At 64.7% G+C, this 16,463-nt stretch carries 16 protein-coding genes; 10 read left to right on the plus strand and 6 right to left on the minus strand.

Annotated features, from left to right (window positions below; all coding sequences use genetic code 11):
* Positions 1–35 precede the first annotated feature (35 nt).
* From VN047_RS14985 to VN047_RS14995, 3 genes are read left to right on the plus strand one after another with little or no spacing between them, the layout of a single operon-like run.
* Positions 36–962 (plus strand): alpha/beta hydrolase, encoded by a 927-nt coding sequence (locus tag VN047_RS14985; protein WP_325544017.1) that lies wholly within the window; start codon positions 36–38, stop codon positions 960–962.
* Complete coding sequence (locus tag VN047_RS14990) at positions 959–1,753, plus strand: nucleotidyltransferase family protein (protein ID WP_325544018.1); 795 nt, start codon at positions 959–961, stop codon at positions 1,751–1,753. Before VN047_RS14985 ends, VN047_RS14990 begins: the two co-directional genes overlap by 4 nt.
* Complete coding sequence (locus VN047_RS14995) at positions 1,750–2,514, plus strand: phosphocholine cytidylyltransferase family protein (protein WP_325544019.1); 765 nt, start codon at positions 1,750–1,752, stop codon at positions 2,512–2,514. The genes VN047_RS14990 and VN047_RS14995 overlap by 4 nt, the downstream gene beginning before the upstream one ends.
* Here the strand turns inward: VN047_RS14995 and VN047_RS15000 are convergent.
* From VN047_RS15000 to VN047_RS15020, 5 genes are all read right to left on the minus strand, one after another.
* Positions 2,502–2,930: an HIT family protein gene (locus tag VN047_RS15000; RefSeq protein ID WP_325544020.1), complete on the minus strand. Its 429-nt coding sequence runs from the start codon at positions 2,928–2,930 to the stop codon at positions 2,502–2,504. The genes VN047_RS14995 and VN047_RS15000 overlap by 13 nt on opposite strands.
* A complete protein-coding gene (locus tag VN047_RS15005; protein ID WP_325544021.1) occupies positions 2,927–4,003 on the minus strand; it encodes a CDP-alcohol phosphatidyltransferase family protein in 1,077 nt (358 codons plus the stop codon). Before VN047_RS15005 ends, VN047_RS15000 begins: the two co-directional genes overlap by 4 nt.
* Positions 3,996–5,108 (minus strand): glycosyltransferase, encoded by a 1,113-nt coding sequence (locus VN047_RS15010; RefSeq protein ID WP_325544022.1) that lies wholly within the window; start codon positions 5,106–5,108, stop codon positions 3,996–3,998. Before VN047_RS15010 ends, VN047_RS15005 begins: the two co-directional genes overlap by 8 nt.
* A gap of 66 nt (positions 5,109–5,174) precedes the next feature.
* The gene (locus VN047_RS15015; protein WP_325544024.1) at positions 5,175–5,867 is read right to left on the minus strand and encodes an HAD family hydrolase; all 693 of its coding nucleotides are present in this window, start codon (positions 5,865–5,867) and stop codon (positions 5,175–5,177) included.
* Positions 5,864–7,408, minus strand: a complete 1,545-nt coding sequence (locus VN047_RS15020; RefSeq protein ID WP_325544026.1) for a lipopolysaccharide biosynthesis protein — start codon at positions 7,406–7,408, stop codon at positions 5,864–5,866. The genes VN047_RS15015 and VN047_RS15020 overlap by 4 nt, the downstream gene beginning before the upstream one ends.
* 119 nt (positions 7,409–7,527) lie before the next feature.
* Between VN047_RS15020 and VN047_RS15025 the strand changes: the two genes are divergently transcribed.
* The 3 genes from VN047_RS15025 to zapE are packed head-to-tail and all read left to right on the plus strand — an operon-like array spanning position 7,528 to position 9,919.
* Positions 7,528–8,310 (plus strand): succinate dehydrogenase iron-sulfur subunit, encoded by a 783-nt coding sequence (locus tag VN047_RS15025; RefSeq protein WP_325544028.1) that lies wholly within the window; start codon positions 7,528–7,530, stop codon positions 8,308–8,310.
* Positions 8,307–8,798, plus strand: a complete 492-nt coding sequence (locus VN047_RS15030) for a PaaI family thioesterase (RefSeq protein WP_325544030.1) — start codon at positions 8,307–8,309, stop codon at positions 8,796–8,798. The genes VN047_RS15025 and VN047_RS15030 overlap by 4 nt, the downstream gene beginning before the upstream one ends.
* Positions 8,795–9,919, plus strand: a complete 1,125-nt coding sequence (gene zapE / locus VN047_RS15035; RefSeq protein ID WP_325544032.1) for a cell division protein ZapE — start codon at positions 8,795–8,797, stop codon at positions 9,917–9,919. The genes VN047_RS15030 and zapE overlap by 4 nt, the downstream gene beginning before the upstream one ends.
* A 9-nt stretch (positions 9,920–9,928) precedes the next feature.
* Here the strand turns inward: zapE and VN047_RS15040 are convergent, their stop codons facing one another.
* Positions 9,929–10,975 (minus strand): hypothetical protein, encoded by a 1,047-nt coding sequence (locus VN047_RS15040; RefSeq protein ID WP_325544034.1) that lies wholly within the window; start codon positions 10,973–10,975, stop codon positions 9,929–9,931.
* 335 nt (positions 10,976–11,310) lie between these two features.
* Here VN047_RS15040 and mdh point away from each other — a divergent pair, with 335 nt between their 5' ends.
* From mdh to VN047_RS15060, 4 genes are all read left to right on the plus strand, one after another.
* Positions 11,311–12,273: a malate dehydrogenase gene (gene mdh, locus VN047_RS15045; protein ID WP_325544036.1), complete on the plus strand. Its 963-nt coding sequence runs from the start codon at positions 11,311–11,313 to the stop codon at positions 12,271–12,273.
* Between the two features lie 65 nt (positions 12,274–12,338).
* Positions 12,339–13,229, plus strand: coding sequence for a succinate--CoA ligase subunit alpha (gene sucD, locus VN047_RS15050; protein ID WP_324075350.1), 891 nt, complete (start codon positions 12,339–12,341; stop codon positions 13,227–13,229).
* Positions 13,230–13,312: 83 nt separating this feature from the next.
* A complete protein-coding gene (locus tag VN047_RS15055; protein WP_325544040.1) occupies positions 13,313–16,135 on the plus strand; it encodes a 2-oxoglutarate dehydrogenase E1 component in 2,823 nt (940 codons plus the stop codon).
* A gap of 32 nt (positions 16,136–16,167) precedes the next feature.
* On the plus strand, positions 16,168–16,463 hold a 296-nt coding region (locus tag VN047_RS15060; protein ID WP_325544042.1), incomplete at its 3' end, for a biotin/lipoyl-containing protein.

Genomic DNA, 16,463 nt, shown 5'->3' on the forward strand with positions numbered 1-16,463 from the left:
CGAAGGACGGCGGCGCGGGTTTCAAGGGACGGCGATTGATCAAATTCCTCTTCGTGCTTCTGTTGCTTGTGCTGCTGTTCGGCGGCGGGGCAAAGCTTGTCGTTGCGGGCGGCGCGAAATCGCTCAACATGGCGGACCGGCTGCTCGGACAGGGTGATGGTGCGCGCTTGCTGCTGGCCGACCAGCCCTATGGCCGCGGCCCGCGTCAGCTGCTCGACATCTGGGTGCCCGACAGCGCGACGGAAGGCAGCCGGCTGCCGGTCACCGTCTTTTTCTATGGCGGCGGCTGGGACAGCGGCGAGCGGGGCAGCTATGGTTTTGTCGGGCGAGCGCTGGCGCAGCAGGGTTTCGTCGTCGTCATCCCCGACTACCGGCTGGTGCCGAAGGCGCAATGGCCTGATTTCCTTGCCGATAGTGCGGCGGCGGTCGCGTGGACGCACGAGCATATCGCAAAGCTCGGCGGCGATCCCGACCGCGTTGCGCTGATGGGGCATTCAGCCGGAGCCTATAATGCGGCGATGCTCGCGCTCGACCCGCAATGGCTGCGCGCGGCGAAGAGCGATCCGTCGATCATCCGCGGCGTCGCGGGCCTCGCCGGCCCGTATGACTTCCTGCCGCTCGAAAAGGGTGGCCGCGCCGAAAAGGCGATGGGCAAGGTCAGCCCGATCGAGCAAACCCAACCGATCCATTTCGCGCGCGGCGATGCGCCGCCACTATGGCTCGCGAGCGGCGACGAAGATGATATCGTGCGTCCGCGCAACAGCCAGAACCTCGCCACCGCGATCGAGCGTGCGGGCGGATCGGCGGTGCTGCGCGTCTATCCGGGCATGGGACATACCGGCATTGTGATGGCGCTCGCCGCGCCGTTCCGCGGCCGCGGACCGGTGCTCGACGAAGCGACCGATTTCCTGCGCGGGGTGACGGGTCGCCGGGCGGCATCCAGGACGGAGGCCGCGCAATGACCGCTCCGATCCCGGCGATCGTCCTCGCGGGTAGCCGCCCCGGCCCCGACCCGTTGCTGACGGGTAGCGGCGTGTCGACCAAGGCGCTGCTGCCGGTCGGGGGACAGGCGATGCTCTTTCATGTCGTCAAGGCGTTGCGTGCCTCGCCGCTCGTCGGTCCCGTCACGATCCTGGCGCAGAACAGCGCGGAACTCGCCGCGGCGCCGGGGCTTGCCGGCTTTTCCGAACTGCGTTTTGCGGATTCGGGACAGGGGATCAGCAGTTCGCTCGCCGCTGCGCTGCCGCCGGGGGACGATCCGCTGTTCGTCACGACGGCCGATAACGTCCTGCTGACGCCAACGATGATTGCCGAATTTCTGCACGGCGCCGGGGAGAGCGATGTCGCTGTCGCGATGGTCGAGCGCGATGTGCTGCTTGCGCGCTATCCGCAGTCGAAGCGGACATGGCTCAAATTCCGCGGCGGCTGGTGGTCGGGTGCGAACATGTTCCGGCTGCGCGGGCGCCGCGTGCTGCCTTTGCTGGACTTCTGGGGTAGCATCGAACGCGACCGCAAAAAGGGGATCAAGATCGTTGCCGCCTTCGGGCCATGGTTGCTCATCGGCGCACTGCTTCGTCTCTTCACGATCCAGCAGGGGGTCGCCCGCGCCGGGCAGCGCTTCGGGCTCGACGTCCGGGTCGTGCCGATGTCGGAGGCGGAGGCATGTATCGACGCCGACAAGCCCGCCGACATCGAGCTGATCGAAGCGATATTTGCCGCGCGGCGCGAAGGGGCTATAGGCCAGCCCCTATGAGCATCGATAAAGCCATCATCCTTTCGGCCGGGCAGGGCTCGCGCCTGCTGCCGCTGACCCGCGACATCCCCAAATGCCTGATCGAGTTCAACGGCCGCAGCCTGATCAGCTGGCAGGTCGCGGCGCTCGTCGCGAACGGCATCAAGGACATCGTGGTCGTGACCGGCTTTCGCACCGAGCGCGTCGAGGATCATGCGCTCCAGCTTTACCGCGACACCGGCGCGCGAATCCGCACCCTGTTCAATCCCTTCTTCCAGGTCGCCGACAATCTTGGCACTTGCTGGATCGCGCGCGAGGAGATGGACCGCGATTTCATCATCCTGAACGGCGACACCATTATCTCGGACGAGATCGTCGCGAAGCTGATCGCGGGCGCGAACGAGCCGATCAACGTCACCGTCGATGTCAAGGCGGACTATGACGACGACGATATGAAGGTGAACCGCGACCGGGAAGGCCGCCTGCATCACATCGGCAAGCGGCTGTTGCCTCCGGATACCAACGCGGAGTCGATCGGCATGCTTGCTTTCGTCGGCGATGGGCCGTCGATTTTCCGCAATCAGGTCGATCAGATGATGCGCACCCCGGACGGGGTCGAGCGCTGGTATCTGCGTGCGATCGACATCATCGCGAAGGGCAACCGCGTCGGCACTGTGTCGATCGAAGGGCTCGAGTGGCAGGAAGTTGACTTCCCGCAGGATGTGGAAGCCGCCGATGCGCTCACCGCGAAATGGGCCGCCGAAGGCCGTTACGCGAAATAGGGTTTGAGCCAGCCGACGAGCGCGGCAATCTGCGTTTCGTCCAGCTTGATCGCTTGTCCGAGGTCGGGTTGCCCGGGCCATCCGGCGTCCCCCACCGTCAACCCCGCACCACTACGGTCGCCCTCATAGCGCGGCAGCACGTGAAAATGGACGTGCGGGTCGACCATCATCAGCATCAGATAGTTCATCTTCGCATAACCGACCGCTTGCATCAGCGCGCGCTCGATCGCTGCGGTCGCCACCTTTAGCCCGGCATGTGCCTCGGCTGGCAGGTCGCCGAACGCGGTGGCTTCGGATTTCGCCGCGAGCACCAGCGCGCCAAGTGTCGGCTGGGCGGGGCGCAGCAATATAAGCCAATGGTCGTATTCGGCGATCAGCGTTGCCGGGTGCCCGAATTTTTTGATCGTGTCGTTCATGCTTCTGCCATCCAGCTGACGATGGGTTTCCCGGAGCGCTTTACCGCGTAGGCCTGCACCAGCCGCACCGCGTGGACGACGAGCGAGATGGCCGTCCACCATGCGAGCAGGATCAGGCCAACGTCGGGGCGGCCGGCCAGCGTTGCGAAAAAGAGGATCGCGAAGTTCGGGTTGCGCCGCGCAGTGATCAGGCGGAACTGGCTGTCGAATTTCCGCCAGACATGAATGTCCATGCCGAAATCCTTGATGAACAATCCTTCGATCACGCGCTGGAGTATATATCCCGCGACGACTGTGATCATGACCAGCAGGAATGTCTGATTTTCCAGTGCGAGTCCCCAGGTGCCCAGCCCGACGCCCCAGAAATACCACCAGAAAGGCGGGTGGATCAGGTCGACGCCATGGTCGGCGACATTACCCCATTTTGACGAAGTGATCGTGCAGCGCGCGAGTTTCCCGTCAACCGTGTCGAGCACCATGAAGGTGAAGCCGGCGAGCATCCCGGTCCAGTAATGGCCGTAGGCGAAGAGATATGTCGCATAGACGCATAGCGCCGCGCCGATCGCGGTGACCATATTGGGCGTCATGCCGATGCGCGCGGCGATGCGCGTCAGCCACAGCGCCAGTTCGGGCCAAAGATATTTGGTGAGCGCATCGGTGACGCCTTTATACGCGCCGAAATAGCTCTTCCGCTCGATACCCCGCGCACTCTCCGGGGTCAGACGTTCGGCAAAAGGTGTTTCCAGCTTGCGGAGCTGTTCGTTGTAGAAACTGCGGCCCTCGAGGGGCAGTTGCTCGACCCCGTCGAGCCGCGCGGGATCGGTTTCGGCCGGCAGGACACCCAGCACCAGTTCGCCGCTGATCGTCAACGCGACCCCCGGACGCTTGATCGCCTCGCCGACGAGTGACGGATCGAACGCAAAGGCGAGGTTGGCGTTCAACACATGATCCGGCGCGATGCGTCCGGAGACGTCGAGTTTCGCGGCCAGCCGCTGTACACGCTCGGCGTTGCTCATGCCCCAGATTGGCGTCACGTTGCCGCCGATCAGGCGAAGTGCGGTGGTGTCAGCCATGATTGTCGTGTCCTTCACCCATCGCCGCGAGGTGGCTCGCGACGGCGTTGGCCGTGGAATAGGGAAGCGCGAAGCGCCTGAGATCGGCGCGCTCGGGTGGCGCGGCGATCCATGTACGCAGCGCATCGGCCAGCGCTTCGGTCGTGCGTTCGACCACGACGCAGCCGGGCGGGTCGGTCAGCATCCCGCGCGCGCAGGGAAAACAATCGGTGCTCACGATCGGAAGGTCCGATGCCAAGGCCTCGATCGCCACCGCGGGCAGCCCTTCATAATCGGATGACAGGACGAACAGGTCGGCTGCGGCCATTTGAGCCGGCATGTCCTGAGTGTAGCCGATCATCTCCACCCGGTCTGCCACGCCCAGTTCGACGGCCAGGGCGGCCAATGTTTCGCGGTCGGGGCCGTCGCCCGCGATGCGCAGTCGCGCATCGACCGGACCGAGGGCGGCAAATGCGCGCAACAGTCGATCGAAACGCTTCTGCGCGGCCAGTCGCCCCGCGCCGAGCAGCCGGATAGGGCCCTCGCCACGCGGTGCACGCCGCGGCGCGGCGAAGGCGTCGGTCAGATAGGCATTATATACCATGCGGAAACGATTGCGCGCATCCGGAAACTGGCCCTGAAGCACCGCCGTTTCCGCATCGCTCAACGTCAGCACCCCGTCCGTACGGCGAAAGACAAGGCCATAGATCGCGCGTCGCAGCCAGCCGGACAAAAGGCCATCGGATTGGCGGATAATCGGATTGGTTGTCTTGATGTAGCAGCGCGGGCGTTGCCGGGAGGTCAGCACTCCCAGGGCGGCGAACCAGCTGATGTTGTTGCCGGTCGCCAGAACGATGTCGGGACGATGATCCCGTAACCAGCGGCGATAGGCAGCGAAGGTGAGAATCTGCCCCAACGCGCGGCCGCCCGGGCGTCGATCGGTAAGGGCATGGGTTTCGACGCCCGGTTCGGGCGCGCCGGCGCAGTCGGGGGCCAGCCCCGTCGATGTGCAATAAAGGACCGTTACCCGATGCCCCGCCTGGGCAAATCCGCCGGCCAGATGGCGCAGCACACGCGTCGTTCCCCCTTGATCCGTAGCATAGGCCACGAGCGTGATGAAGGCCAAGCCATGTTCCTTTTAGCAAATGCCGATAGTGTCCCTCCCGCGCCCTACTAGAGCGGCCATCCGCGTTCAAGCAGGGTAGGAGAAGTCGACGAGCGTCCACCCGTGGGCCCGCGCCAGCCGCGCCAGCCGCCCGCTCCGCCCGACGGCGAAGCATTCGTCGGCGAGGGCGAAACTGGGCGCGTCGCTGGCATGGTCGGAATAGACGCGCAACCGGCGGTCCCCCGGCTCCGCATGCCGGGCAAGCCATTCCTCGATCCGCCGCGCCTTTTCAGCGCCATAGCAATTGGTTCCGTCGATGGCCGGCAACCATGCGCCATCCTCGCCGCGCAAGTGCCGGGTCGCGACCACGCCGTCGAACCCCAGCGCTGCCCCTATCGCCGTCGCGTAGAATTCAGGCGCGGCCGTTGCCAGCAGCAAGCGATGTCCCTCCGCCCGGTCGCGGGCGATCGTTGCTACCGCGCCCGGCGGAACGTCGGCCGGGACGCGCCATGCCGCAAATCTTCGTGCCAGATCGGCCGCCCGCGCGGCGGGAATTTGAGGGCCCAACATCAGCCGGATCGCCGCAGGTTTAAAGGTGTCGCGCCCATAGAGCCCCAGCCCGGCTCCCGCGAACAACAGCAGCAACGCGGGCAGTGCGAGCAGCCGCCAGGGCGCGACGCGCCAAGCCGCCCACAGCAGGAACAGGGTGAAGGTCGGTGTGCGCAGCACTGTGCGATCCAGGTCATAGATCGCGATGCGGACGGGCGCTGCTGCGGTCATGCGATATTGCTTTCGAACAGGCGCAGCCGCCGCCCCGTCTTGCCCAGTGACGCCCGGTCGGCAAGCGGCAGGGCAAAGCGCATCGAGAACCAGATTGATGTCAATGCGATCAGCGCGATCAATGGAAGAGCGATCGGATCGGGCAGGAAGCTGACCAGCAAGGCAGCTGCACCGGCGACGATCGTGATCGCCAATCCGCGCAGCGCGACGATACGGAACCGATGGTCGAACGGGTGGAGCTTTTCGTTCATCGTCAGCTGGAGCGTCGGAATCGCTGCCATCGCGACAAGGCCGATCGCAGTCGCGAACGTCACGCCGGTCAGGGCATCGATGCGCCCGACGATCATCCAGCCGACACCAATCGCGATGCCGCCGCCCAATATGCTCCCGGTCAGCTGGTGGCGAAGGGCCGAGATCGATTGCAGGACCGGGCCGGAAATGCCGAGCACGCCCTCTGCCGCGCGCGCAAAAAGCAGGATGATCAGCGCCGCCTGCGCTGCATGCGCCTGATGCCCGAACAGGCTGAGCAGCGACGAACTGCCCGCGGCAAGCACGGCCGCGAGCGGCAGCGCGATCGCCGAGATCAATCGCGTCGCGTAGGCATAAATGTCCGCGACCTGCCGGCGATCTTCGCGCTCGGCGCTCGCGGCGAGCGGCGACATCACATAGGTGAACGCGATGCGTACAAGCTGAACGACGCTCGATAATTTGCGTGCGATCGTGAACAGTCCCGACGCCGCCGCGCCCGCCGCGCCGGGAAGCAGGAGGTTGAGGATCAACGCCGGCGCATCGCTGAACAGCCGGCCGATGATGTTCGACGGCAGCATCGAAAGCCCCGCCCAAAATGTGTTGCGTGCCGTTTCGGTCCTTGCAGGTCCGCGCCACAGATCAGTGAAACTATATTGACGTGCGAGCAAGCGAACGCTGAGGACGGCGGTGATCGCCAGCGAGCAAAGATGCGCGATGAACAGCCCTTTGAGGCCCAGCCCGCCGGCAAAGAATATCCCCGCGAACACCAGCCGCAGCAACTGTTCCCATACGATCCGCAGCCGGATTTCCGGGCCGAACACCATGCGCGCGCGCAGCGCCGACGTCGCAATCTCGACAAAGGCCCACAGCGGTAGCGCCCAGACAAAAATGCGGATCGCGGGCGTAACAAGCGCGCGGTCATGATCCGCAACATTGAGCAGCGGCCCAAGCTCGGCGGCAAACAGTGCGATCAGCGCCGCGACAAGGATGCAGGGACCGACGCCAAAGATCATCGCAGTGCGTAGCGCAGCGGCGGCCTCGGCCTCGTTCGTCGATTGCGGCACGGTGCGCTGCATCGCGCTGGTCATGCCCATGTCGAAGATATTCTCGATCAGGTTCACCGCCGCCCACAGCACGGCGTAGAGGCCAAAGCCCGTCAGCCCGAACATCAGCACATAAAGCGGCTGAGCGACAATCTCGACGACCGCGCCCAGCCGCCCCAGCACGGACGCTCCCAGTCCGCGCGCGACGCTGCGGCTGGTTACGGCAGGTTGGGAGGCGCTCTCGCTCATCGCTGTCGCCCTAGCGCCTTGCCCGCACACCCGCCAGCGGCTTTCGCGCGTTTCACCCCCTTGCCGCCCACGCCAATCGGGTCTAGGCAGCGCGCGATTGCATAGGGAGCCCTCGCAACATGGCCGAATTCCGCCTGCCCAAGAACAGCCGCCCGCAAAAGACGGGCAAGGTCCACAAGGCCGATGGCGCCGCGGCGGTGAAGAAATTCAAGGTCTATCGCTACGACCCCGACAGCGGTGAAAATCCCCGCTTCGACACGTTCGAGATCGATACCGAAAAATGCGGCCCGATGGTGCTCGATGCGCTCATCAAGATGAAGAGCGAGCAGGATTCGTCGCTGACCTTCCGCCGTTCGTGCCGCGAAGGCATTTGCGGCAGCTGTTCGATGAACATGAACGGCAAGAACGGCCTTGCCTGTACGACCGCGATCGAGGATCTGAAGGGCGACATCACGATCACCCCGCTGCCGGCAATGGACGTCATCAAGGATCTCGTCCCCGACTTCACCCATTTCTATGCGCAATATGCGTCGATCGAGCCTTGGCTGAAGACCAAGACGACGACGCCGAGCGGCAAGGAACGGTTGCAGTCGCCCGCCGAACGCGAAAAGCTCGACGGTCTCTACGAGTGCATCCTGTGCGCCTGCTGTTCGACAAGCTGCCCCAGCTACTGGTGGAACAGCGACAAGTTCCTTGGCCCTGCAATCCTGCTTCAGGCCTATCGCTGGCTCGCCGACAGCCGCGACGAGATGACCGGCGAGCGGCTTGACGAGCTGGAAGACCCCTTCCGCCTCTATCGCTGCCACACCATCATGAACTGCTCGAACGCATGTCCCAAGGGCCTGAGCCCTGCGCGCGCGATCGCCGAGATCAAGAAGCTCGAGGCAGAGCGGCAGGTGTGAACGACGGAATCGAGGAGCCGAAGCGTCGGGACAATTTCACCGCCGAGGAACTGGACGGCGGCTGGCTGAGCTGGAACCTCAAGGATCCGGCACGCTTCAACAGCTTTATCGAGCCGCTGACCGTACGCGCCGAACCGCCGACGGCCGACGGCCGGCCCTGTGCGCGGGTGCGCATGATCCCCGAACGCAAGCACAGCAATCTGGGCGACAATGTCCATGGCGCGGTGACGCTCGCGCTCGTCGATATCGCGCTGTTCGCGGCATCGCATCAATTCGGTTCGCTCAACGCCGGCCATTCGGTGACGCTTGACCTGTCGACCCAGTTCGTCGGCGCGGGGCGGGTCGGCGAGCCATTGGACGCGCTCGTCGAACTGGTGCGCGAAACCGGCCGGCTGATCTTTCTGCGCGGCCTTGTCGTGCAAGGCGAAGACGATAGCCATATCGTTTTGAGTTTCGCAGGAACGATCCGCAAGGCGAGCGGCAAGTGATCACCGTCCTTGCCGCCTATGACGCGCTTGTCGCGGCGGGCGAGCTTCGGCCCGATCCCGAACAGCGCGCCGCCGCCGAGCGGCTGAACCGGCTGCAGGCCGAGCTCGAAGCGGTGCCGCGGCGGGGTAGCCTGCTGTGGCGCCTGACCGGGCGCAAGCCCGACGCGCTCCGCGGCGTCTATCTGTGGGGCGCGGTCGGGCGCGGCAAGTCGATGCTGATGGATCTTTTCTACGATCATCTCGCCATCGAACGGAAGCGGCGCGTTCATTTTCATGCGTTCATGCTCGATGTCCATGCGCGGATGCGCGAGGTCAGGAAGAGCGAAAGCGGCGATCCGATCCCGCTCGTCGCCGACGCGCTCGCCGAAAATACGCGCTGCCTCGCGTTCGACGAGATGGTTGTGAACAACAGCGCCGACGCGATGATCCTGTCGCGCCTGTTCACTGCGCTGATCGATCGCGGCGTGACGATGGTCGCGACGTCGAACCGGCCGCCGAAGGATCTCTACAAGGACGGGCTCAATCGTGAGCATTTCCTGCCGTTCATCGCGTTGGTCGAAGAAAGGCTCGACGTGATGGGCCTCAACGGCCCGACCGATTATCGCCGCGATCGGCTGGGCGATGGCGTGCGCTGGTTCGTGCCCGCCGACGATACGGCGAGCGCGGCGCTTTCCGCCGCCTTTTTCCGCCTTACCGATTATCCGCCCGAGGATCGCGCGCACGTCCCGACATGCGAACTCGATGTCGGCGGGGGGCGGACGCTGCATGTGCCCAAGGCACTGAAGGGCGTTGCGGTCTTTTCGTTCAAGCGGCTTTGCGGCGAAGCGCGCGGTGCTTCGGACTATCTTGCCGTCGCGCGCCATTTTCACGCCGTGATCATCGTCGGAATTCCGCGCATGGGGCCGGAGAATCGCAACGAGGCGGCGCGCTTCGTGACGCTGATCGACGCCCTCTACGAATACAAGGTCAAGCTGCTGGCGAGTGCGGCGGCGACGCCTGACCAGCTTTATATCGCGGGTGACGGGGCGTTCGAGTTCGAACGCACGGCGAGCCGCCTCGCCGAAATGCAGTCGGATGATTATCTGGCGCTGGGACACGGGCAGGACGACGCCGTCGCCTGACCCCTTGCGTCAGGCGAGGACCAGCAGCACGCCGCCGATGGCCTTGCCCCAGCGGGACGAATGGACCGTCACATAAATGAGGTCGCGGACGTAACGCACTTCGTGGGCGACGTGACCCACTGCCTGCTCGACAGAGCGGCGCAATGTGCGAAGCGGCTTGGGTGCGGCAATCGTGATACGACCAGGGCGCGGTGGCGGGCCGGGCAATGTCGCGAAACCGCCACTCGTTACCCGTGCGTCGTCGGCCACCGTGCGGCATAGCGCCTCCATGCGGGCAATCGCGAGGCGATTGGGGACCGCGCGGTCGCGGCTCAAGAGTTCGAAGCTATGGCTGAACGCTGAAAACTGGATCGCTCCGGCCGTGGCGCTATGATCGAGCGCATCGCGCATTTCTTCTTCGGACATTGCGCAAAGCTGGGCGGGCCGGAAACGGCTCGCGCGGTCCATCAGCCCGCTGACCGGAACTTCGCACACGCCGTGGTGCGTCCGCATGCCGAGATTGCCGGGGTCGAGCGAGATGTCACAGCCATGCCCTTGGTAGGCACCGTTGAAGCTGCTGTCGAAGCGGAACCCCAGTGCCGCGAGCGCATGCAACGTGTCGTCGTTCGCGCCGAAGTTGCCGGCGCGAAATGCCGTCGGTCTGGGCGCACCGGCGCCGACCAGTATGTCACGCGCAAGGCTGATCAGTTTCTTCTGCGCCGCCAGCGGAAAATCGCCAATGTTGCGCCCCGTGAGCCGGCCGACGGGGTTGAAGCGGGCGAAGGCAAGCCATTCGGTGTGGATATGCACCTGCACCTCGTGTCCGCGGTCGACGATGGGGCGGACGATCGCGTCGATCACCGCGGGGCCGTAAACCAGCGCGGGCATCGGATCGACGAAAAATACGCCCGTCAGCCCGTGACGTTCGAGCATATCCATCTGGAAGCCTATGCCAAAATCGCCATCGCGGCAGCGGCCGAGGATCGAGCTTTCGAAATTGGCACGCGCATCGAAGCCCCGTTGATAGAGGCCGGCCGACAGTTCGGTGTCGAAGCTGATGATCGCGCGCGTCACCATGTGCGCGTAACAAGGCGGGGATAAGGGAGGGTTAACCGGGGGTTGCGGCCACACCCTGGAGAGGTGGCACGTTTTTGCTCCATCCTGCCGCGAACAGGTTGCGATCTTGCGCAATCTCGCGCCGCTTCCCACTTCAAAAGCCTCTCCGCCTGTGCTTTATTGTTATTGCGAACTGTTAGCAAAAAAAGGCTGTTTTTCGTCCTTTTCGCTGTTGTTTCCTTAAGGGAATCGGCGTAGGGCGTCGCCAGTCTTGGGACCGGAGCGGAGCTTTAGCCCGTGCTCCCGCCGGTCTGTGAACCAATTGCCGGGCTTGCCACGAAGGAGTGCCGCGCACCATGGGACGCAAGAAGATCGCTTTGATCGGAGCCGGAAATATCGGCGGAACGCTGGCGCTGCTCGCCGCGCAGAAGGAACTGGGCGACGTCGTCCTGTTCGACGTGGTCGAAGGCGTGCCGCAGGGCAAGGCGCTCGACCTGTCGCAGGTCGGCCCGATCGCGGGCTTCGACGCGAAGATCACCGGCACCAACGACTATAAGGACATCGCCGGCGCCGACGTCATCATCGTCACCGCGGGTGTCGCCCGCAAGCCGGGCATGAGCCGCGACGACCTGCTCGGCATCAACCTGAAGGTCATGAAGGCCGTCGGCGAAGGCATCAAGGCCAATGCGCCCGACGCGTTCGTCATCTGCATCACCAATCCCCTCGATGCCATGGTGTGGGCGCTACGCGAATTCTCGGGCTTGCCGCACAACAAGGTCGTCGGCATGGCCGGCGTGCTCGATTCGGCGCGCTTCAGCCACTTCATCGCCGACGAATTCGACGTGTCGGTGAAGGATGTGAACACCTTCGTCCTCGGCGGGCATGGCGACACGATGGTCCCCGTCGTCCGTTACTCGACCGTCAACGGCATCCCCGTTCCCGACCTCGTCAAGATGGGCCTGTCGAGCCAGGACAAGATCGATGCGATCGTCAAGCGCACGCGCGGCGGCGGCGGCGAAATCGTCGCGCTGCTCGGAACCGGTTCGGCTTTCTACGCGCCCGCAGCTTCGGGCATCGCGATGGCCGAAGCCTATCTGGGCGACCAGAAGCGCATCCTGCCCTGCGCCGCCTATGTCGACGGTCAGTACGGGCTCGACGGCCTCTATGTCGGCGTGCCGGTGCTGATCGGTGCGGGCGGCGTCGAGAAGATCGTCGAGATCGAACTCGACGATGAAGACAAGTCGGGCCTGCAGGTCTCGGTCGACGCGGTCAAGGAACTGCTCGACGCGTGCAAGACGCTGGACCCCGGCCTCGCCTGATCCTTTTTTGGCTGCGCCCGGCGCCTGGCGCCGGGCGGGCCGGCTCTCCCCAGGAGAATTAGAATATGTCCATTCTCATCGACAAGAATACCAAGGTCATCACGCAAGGGATGACCGGTGCCACTGGCACGTTCCACACCGAACAGGCGCTTGCCTATGGCACGAAGATGGTCGGCGGCGTGACGCCGGGCAAGGGCGGCACGACGCACATCGGCCTGCCGAACTTCAACACCGTTGAAGAAGCGAAGGCCGCGACCGGCGCGACCGCGAGCTGCATTTACGTGCCGCCGCCGTTCGCCGCGGACTCGATCCTCGAGGCCATCGATGCCGAGATGGAACTGATCGTCTGCATCACCGAGGGCATTCCGGTGCTCGACATGGTCAAGGTGAAGCGCGCGCTTTCGGGTTCGAAGTCGCGCCTGATCGGTCCGAACTGCCCCGGCGTGCTGACCCCCGGCGAATGCAAGATCGGCATCATGCCCGGCAGCATCTTCTCGAAGGGCAGCGTGGGAGTCGTCTCGCGCTCGGGCACGCTCACCTATGAAGCCGTGTTCCAGACGACGAACGTCGGGCTGGGTCAGACGACTGCGGTCGGCATCGGCGGCGACCCCGTCAACGGCACGAACTTCATCGACGTGCTCGAACTCTTCCTTGCCGACGAAGCGACCAAGTCGATCATCATGATCGGCGAAATCGGCGGCGACGCCGAAGAACAGGCCGCCCAGTTCCTGATCGACGAAGCAAAGCGCGGCCGCAAAAAGCCGATGGCCGGCTTCATCGCGGGTCGCACCGCGCCTCCGGGTCGCCGCATGGGCCACGCCGGCGCGATCGTGTCGGGCGGCAAGGGCGACGCCGAAAGCAAGATCGCGGCGATGGAAGCTGCGGGCATCAAGGTGTCGGCGAGCCCGTCGGAACTCGGCTCGACCCTCGCCGAAGTGCTGAAGGAACGCGTCTGATCGGGCGGCCCGCCGGCAGTCTTTGCCGGCGGGCCTCCGCTCCCCATATAAAACCCACCCCCTACCTCCCCGTGGAAAAGCAGATGAACCTCGAACGACAAAGCTTCGACATCGACGAGCCGCAAGCCGGCCCGAGCTGGGCACCGAAGAACTGGCCGCAGATCGACAGCGACGACCTGACCGCCGCGCTTGACCCGCAGCAGATGCAGGTCGCGGTGAAGGCCGCCGCCGCCAAGGCGGGCGCCCCGCTGTCGAACGCCGAAGTCGAGCGCGCCGCGGACGATTCGATCCGCGCGATGATGCTGATCCGCACCTATCGCGTGCGCGGCCACCTTGCCGCCAATCTCGATCCGCTTGGCCTCAGCACGCGCGAACTGCCCGCCGACCTGACGCCCGAGTTTCATGGCTTTGTCGGTGCCGATCAGGATCGCCCGGTGTTCATCGGCGGCACGCTGGGTCTGGAAAAGGCGACCATTCGCGAAATCGTCGCGATCCTGCGCGCCAATTACTGCGGTAATGTCGGCCTTGAATATATGCACATCTCCGACATCGAGGAGCGTGCGTTCCTTCAGGAACGGATGGAAGGTGCCGACAAGATCATCGAATTTTCGGTCGAGGGCAAACGCGCCATCCTGAACAAGGTGATCGAGGCCGAGGAGTGGGAGAAATTCCTCGCGCGCAAATATGTCGGGACCAAGCGTTTCGGTCTCGACGGCGGCGAATCGATGATCCCCGCGATGGAAGCCATCATCAAATATGGCGGCCAGTATGGCGTGCGCGAAATCGTCTATGGCATGGCGCATCGCGGGCGGCTCAACATGCTCGCGAACGTCATGGCGAAGCCGTACAAGGTGATCTTCCACGAATTTGCCGGCGGCTCGGCGAACCCCGACGATGTCGGCGGGTCGGGCGACGTCAAATATCACCTCGGCACCTCGACCGACCGCGAGTTCGGCGGCGCGTCGGTGCATATGTCGCTCGTTCCCAATCCGTCGCACCTCGAAGCCGCCGACCCGGTCGTGCTCGGCAAGGTGCGCGCGCAGCAGGTCGTGCGCGACGATCTCGCCAAGCACGAGCAGGTCCTGCCCGTGCTGATCCATGGCGACGCGGCGTTCGCGGGGCAGGGGATCGTCTGGGAATGCCTCGGCTTCTCGGGCATCCGCGGCTACAACACGGGCGGCTGCATCCATTTCATCGTCAACAACCAGATCGGTTTCACGACCAGCCCGCAGTTCGCGCGTTCGTCGCCCTATCCGTCGGATGTCGCGAAGGGGGTGATGGCGCCGATCCTGCACGTCAACGGTGACGATCCGGAAGCCGTGACCTTCGCGTGCAAGCTCGCGATCGATTTCCGCCAGCAGTTCAAGCGCGACGTCGTGATCGACATGTGGTGCTATCGCCGCTTCGGGCATAACGAGGGCGACGAGCCTTCGTTCACCCAGCCTTTGATGTACGGGGTGATCCGCCAGCATCCGCCGGTGTCGCAGCTCTGCGCCGCAAAGCTCGAAGCCGAAGGGGTAATCGATGCGGGTTGGGCCGATGCTCACCGCGCCGAGTTCGTCGCGCGGCTCGAAGGCGATTTTGAAGCGGCGAAAAGCTACAAGCCGAACAAGGCCGACTGGTTCGCGGGCCGCTGGTCGGGGCTGCACGCCCCCGCCGATCCCGAAAATGCGCGCCGCAATATTTCAACCGGCGTGTCGGACAAATTGTTCGATTCGATCGGCCGCACGCTGACGACGATCCCGGGCGACGTCGAGGTCCACAAGACGCTGCGCCGCGTGATCGACGCGCGTGGCGCAATGTTTGCCGACAAGAGCGACGGCGAAGTGTTCGACTGGGCGACCGCCGAGAGCCTCGCGTTCGGCACCTTGCTCAGCGAAGGCTATCAGGTGCGCCTGTCGGGCCAGGATTCGGGTCGCGGCACGTTCAGCCAGCGCCACGCCGTCTGGGTCGACCAGAAGACCGAAGCCAAATATGTCCCGCTGACGACCGTGCCGCACGGCCGGTTCGAGGTGCTCGACAGTCCCTTGAGCGAATATGGCGTGCTCGGCTTCGAATATGGCTATGCCATGGCCGATCCGAAGAGCCTCGTGCTCTGGGAAGCGCAGTTCGGCGACTTCGCCAACGGCGCCCAGATCATGATCGACCAGTTCATCGCGTCGGGCGAAGCCAAGTGGCTGCGCGCCAATGGCCTCGTGATGTTGTTGCCGCACGGTTATGAAGGGCAGGGACCCGAGCATAGCTCGGCGCGTCTCGAACGCTTCCTGCAACTCTGCGCGGGCGACAATATCCAGGTGTGCAATATTTCGACCCCGTCGAACTATTTCCACGTCCTGCGCCGCCAGATGCTGCGTCCGTTCCGCAAGCCGCTCATCATCATGACGCCCAAGTCGCTGCTCCGTCACAAGCTGGCGGTGTCTCAGCGTTCGGACTTCATCGGCGACGCGCATTTCCGCCGCCTGATGTCCGACCGTACGCCGCCCGCCGACAAGGACGTCAAGCGCGTCGTGCTGTGCTCGGGCAAGGTCGGCTATGACCTGATGGAGGCGCGCGATGCCGCGGGCCTCACCGACACGACCGTGGTCCGCGTCGAGCAGATCTACCCCTTCCCGGGTGAGCCGCTCGCGGTTCGTTTGAAGCGGATGCCGAACCTTGAGGAGGTCGTCTGGGCGCAGGAAGAACCGCGCAACAATGGCGCGTGGTTCTTCGTCAACGAACTGATCGAAGAGGCGCTGGCCGAAGCAGGCAGGAAGGGCATGCGGCCGCGCTATGCCGGCCGCGCCGCTGCGGCATCGCCCGCGACGGGCCTGATGAGCCGCCACCAGACCGAACAGTCGGCGCTCGTCGCCGATGCGCTCGGTCTTTCGGTTCGCGCCGAAATCCGCCGTACCAAGAACAAAGCCTGAGCCCAGAGCCTAATCCCCAAGGAACTGCACCTATGAGCACCGAAGTCAAAGTCCCCACGCTGGGCGAAAGCGTTACCGAAGCGACGATCGGCGAATGGCTGAAAAAGCCCGGTGAAGCGGTTGCGCTCGACGAACCGATCGCGAGCCTCGAAACCGACAAGGTCGCCGTCGAAGTGCCGTCACCCGTCGCTGGCGTGATGGGCCAGCAGCTTGCCGCGGTTGGTGACACGGTCAATGTCGGCGCGGCGATCGCGACGATTGAAGCCGGTGGTGCTGCCGCCGCTCCGGCGCCTGCTGCCGCTGCCCCAGCGCCTGCACCGGCCAAGGC

Source organism: Sphingopyxis sp. (assembly GCF_035565275.1).
Taxonomy (GTDB): Bacteria; Pseudomonadota; Alphaproteobacteria; order Sphingomonadales; family Sphingomonadaceae; genus Sphingopyxis.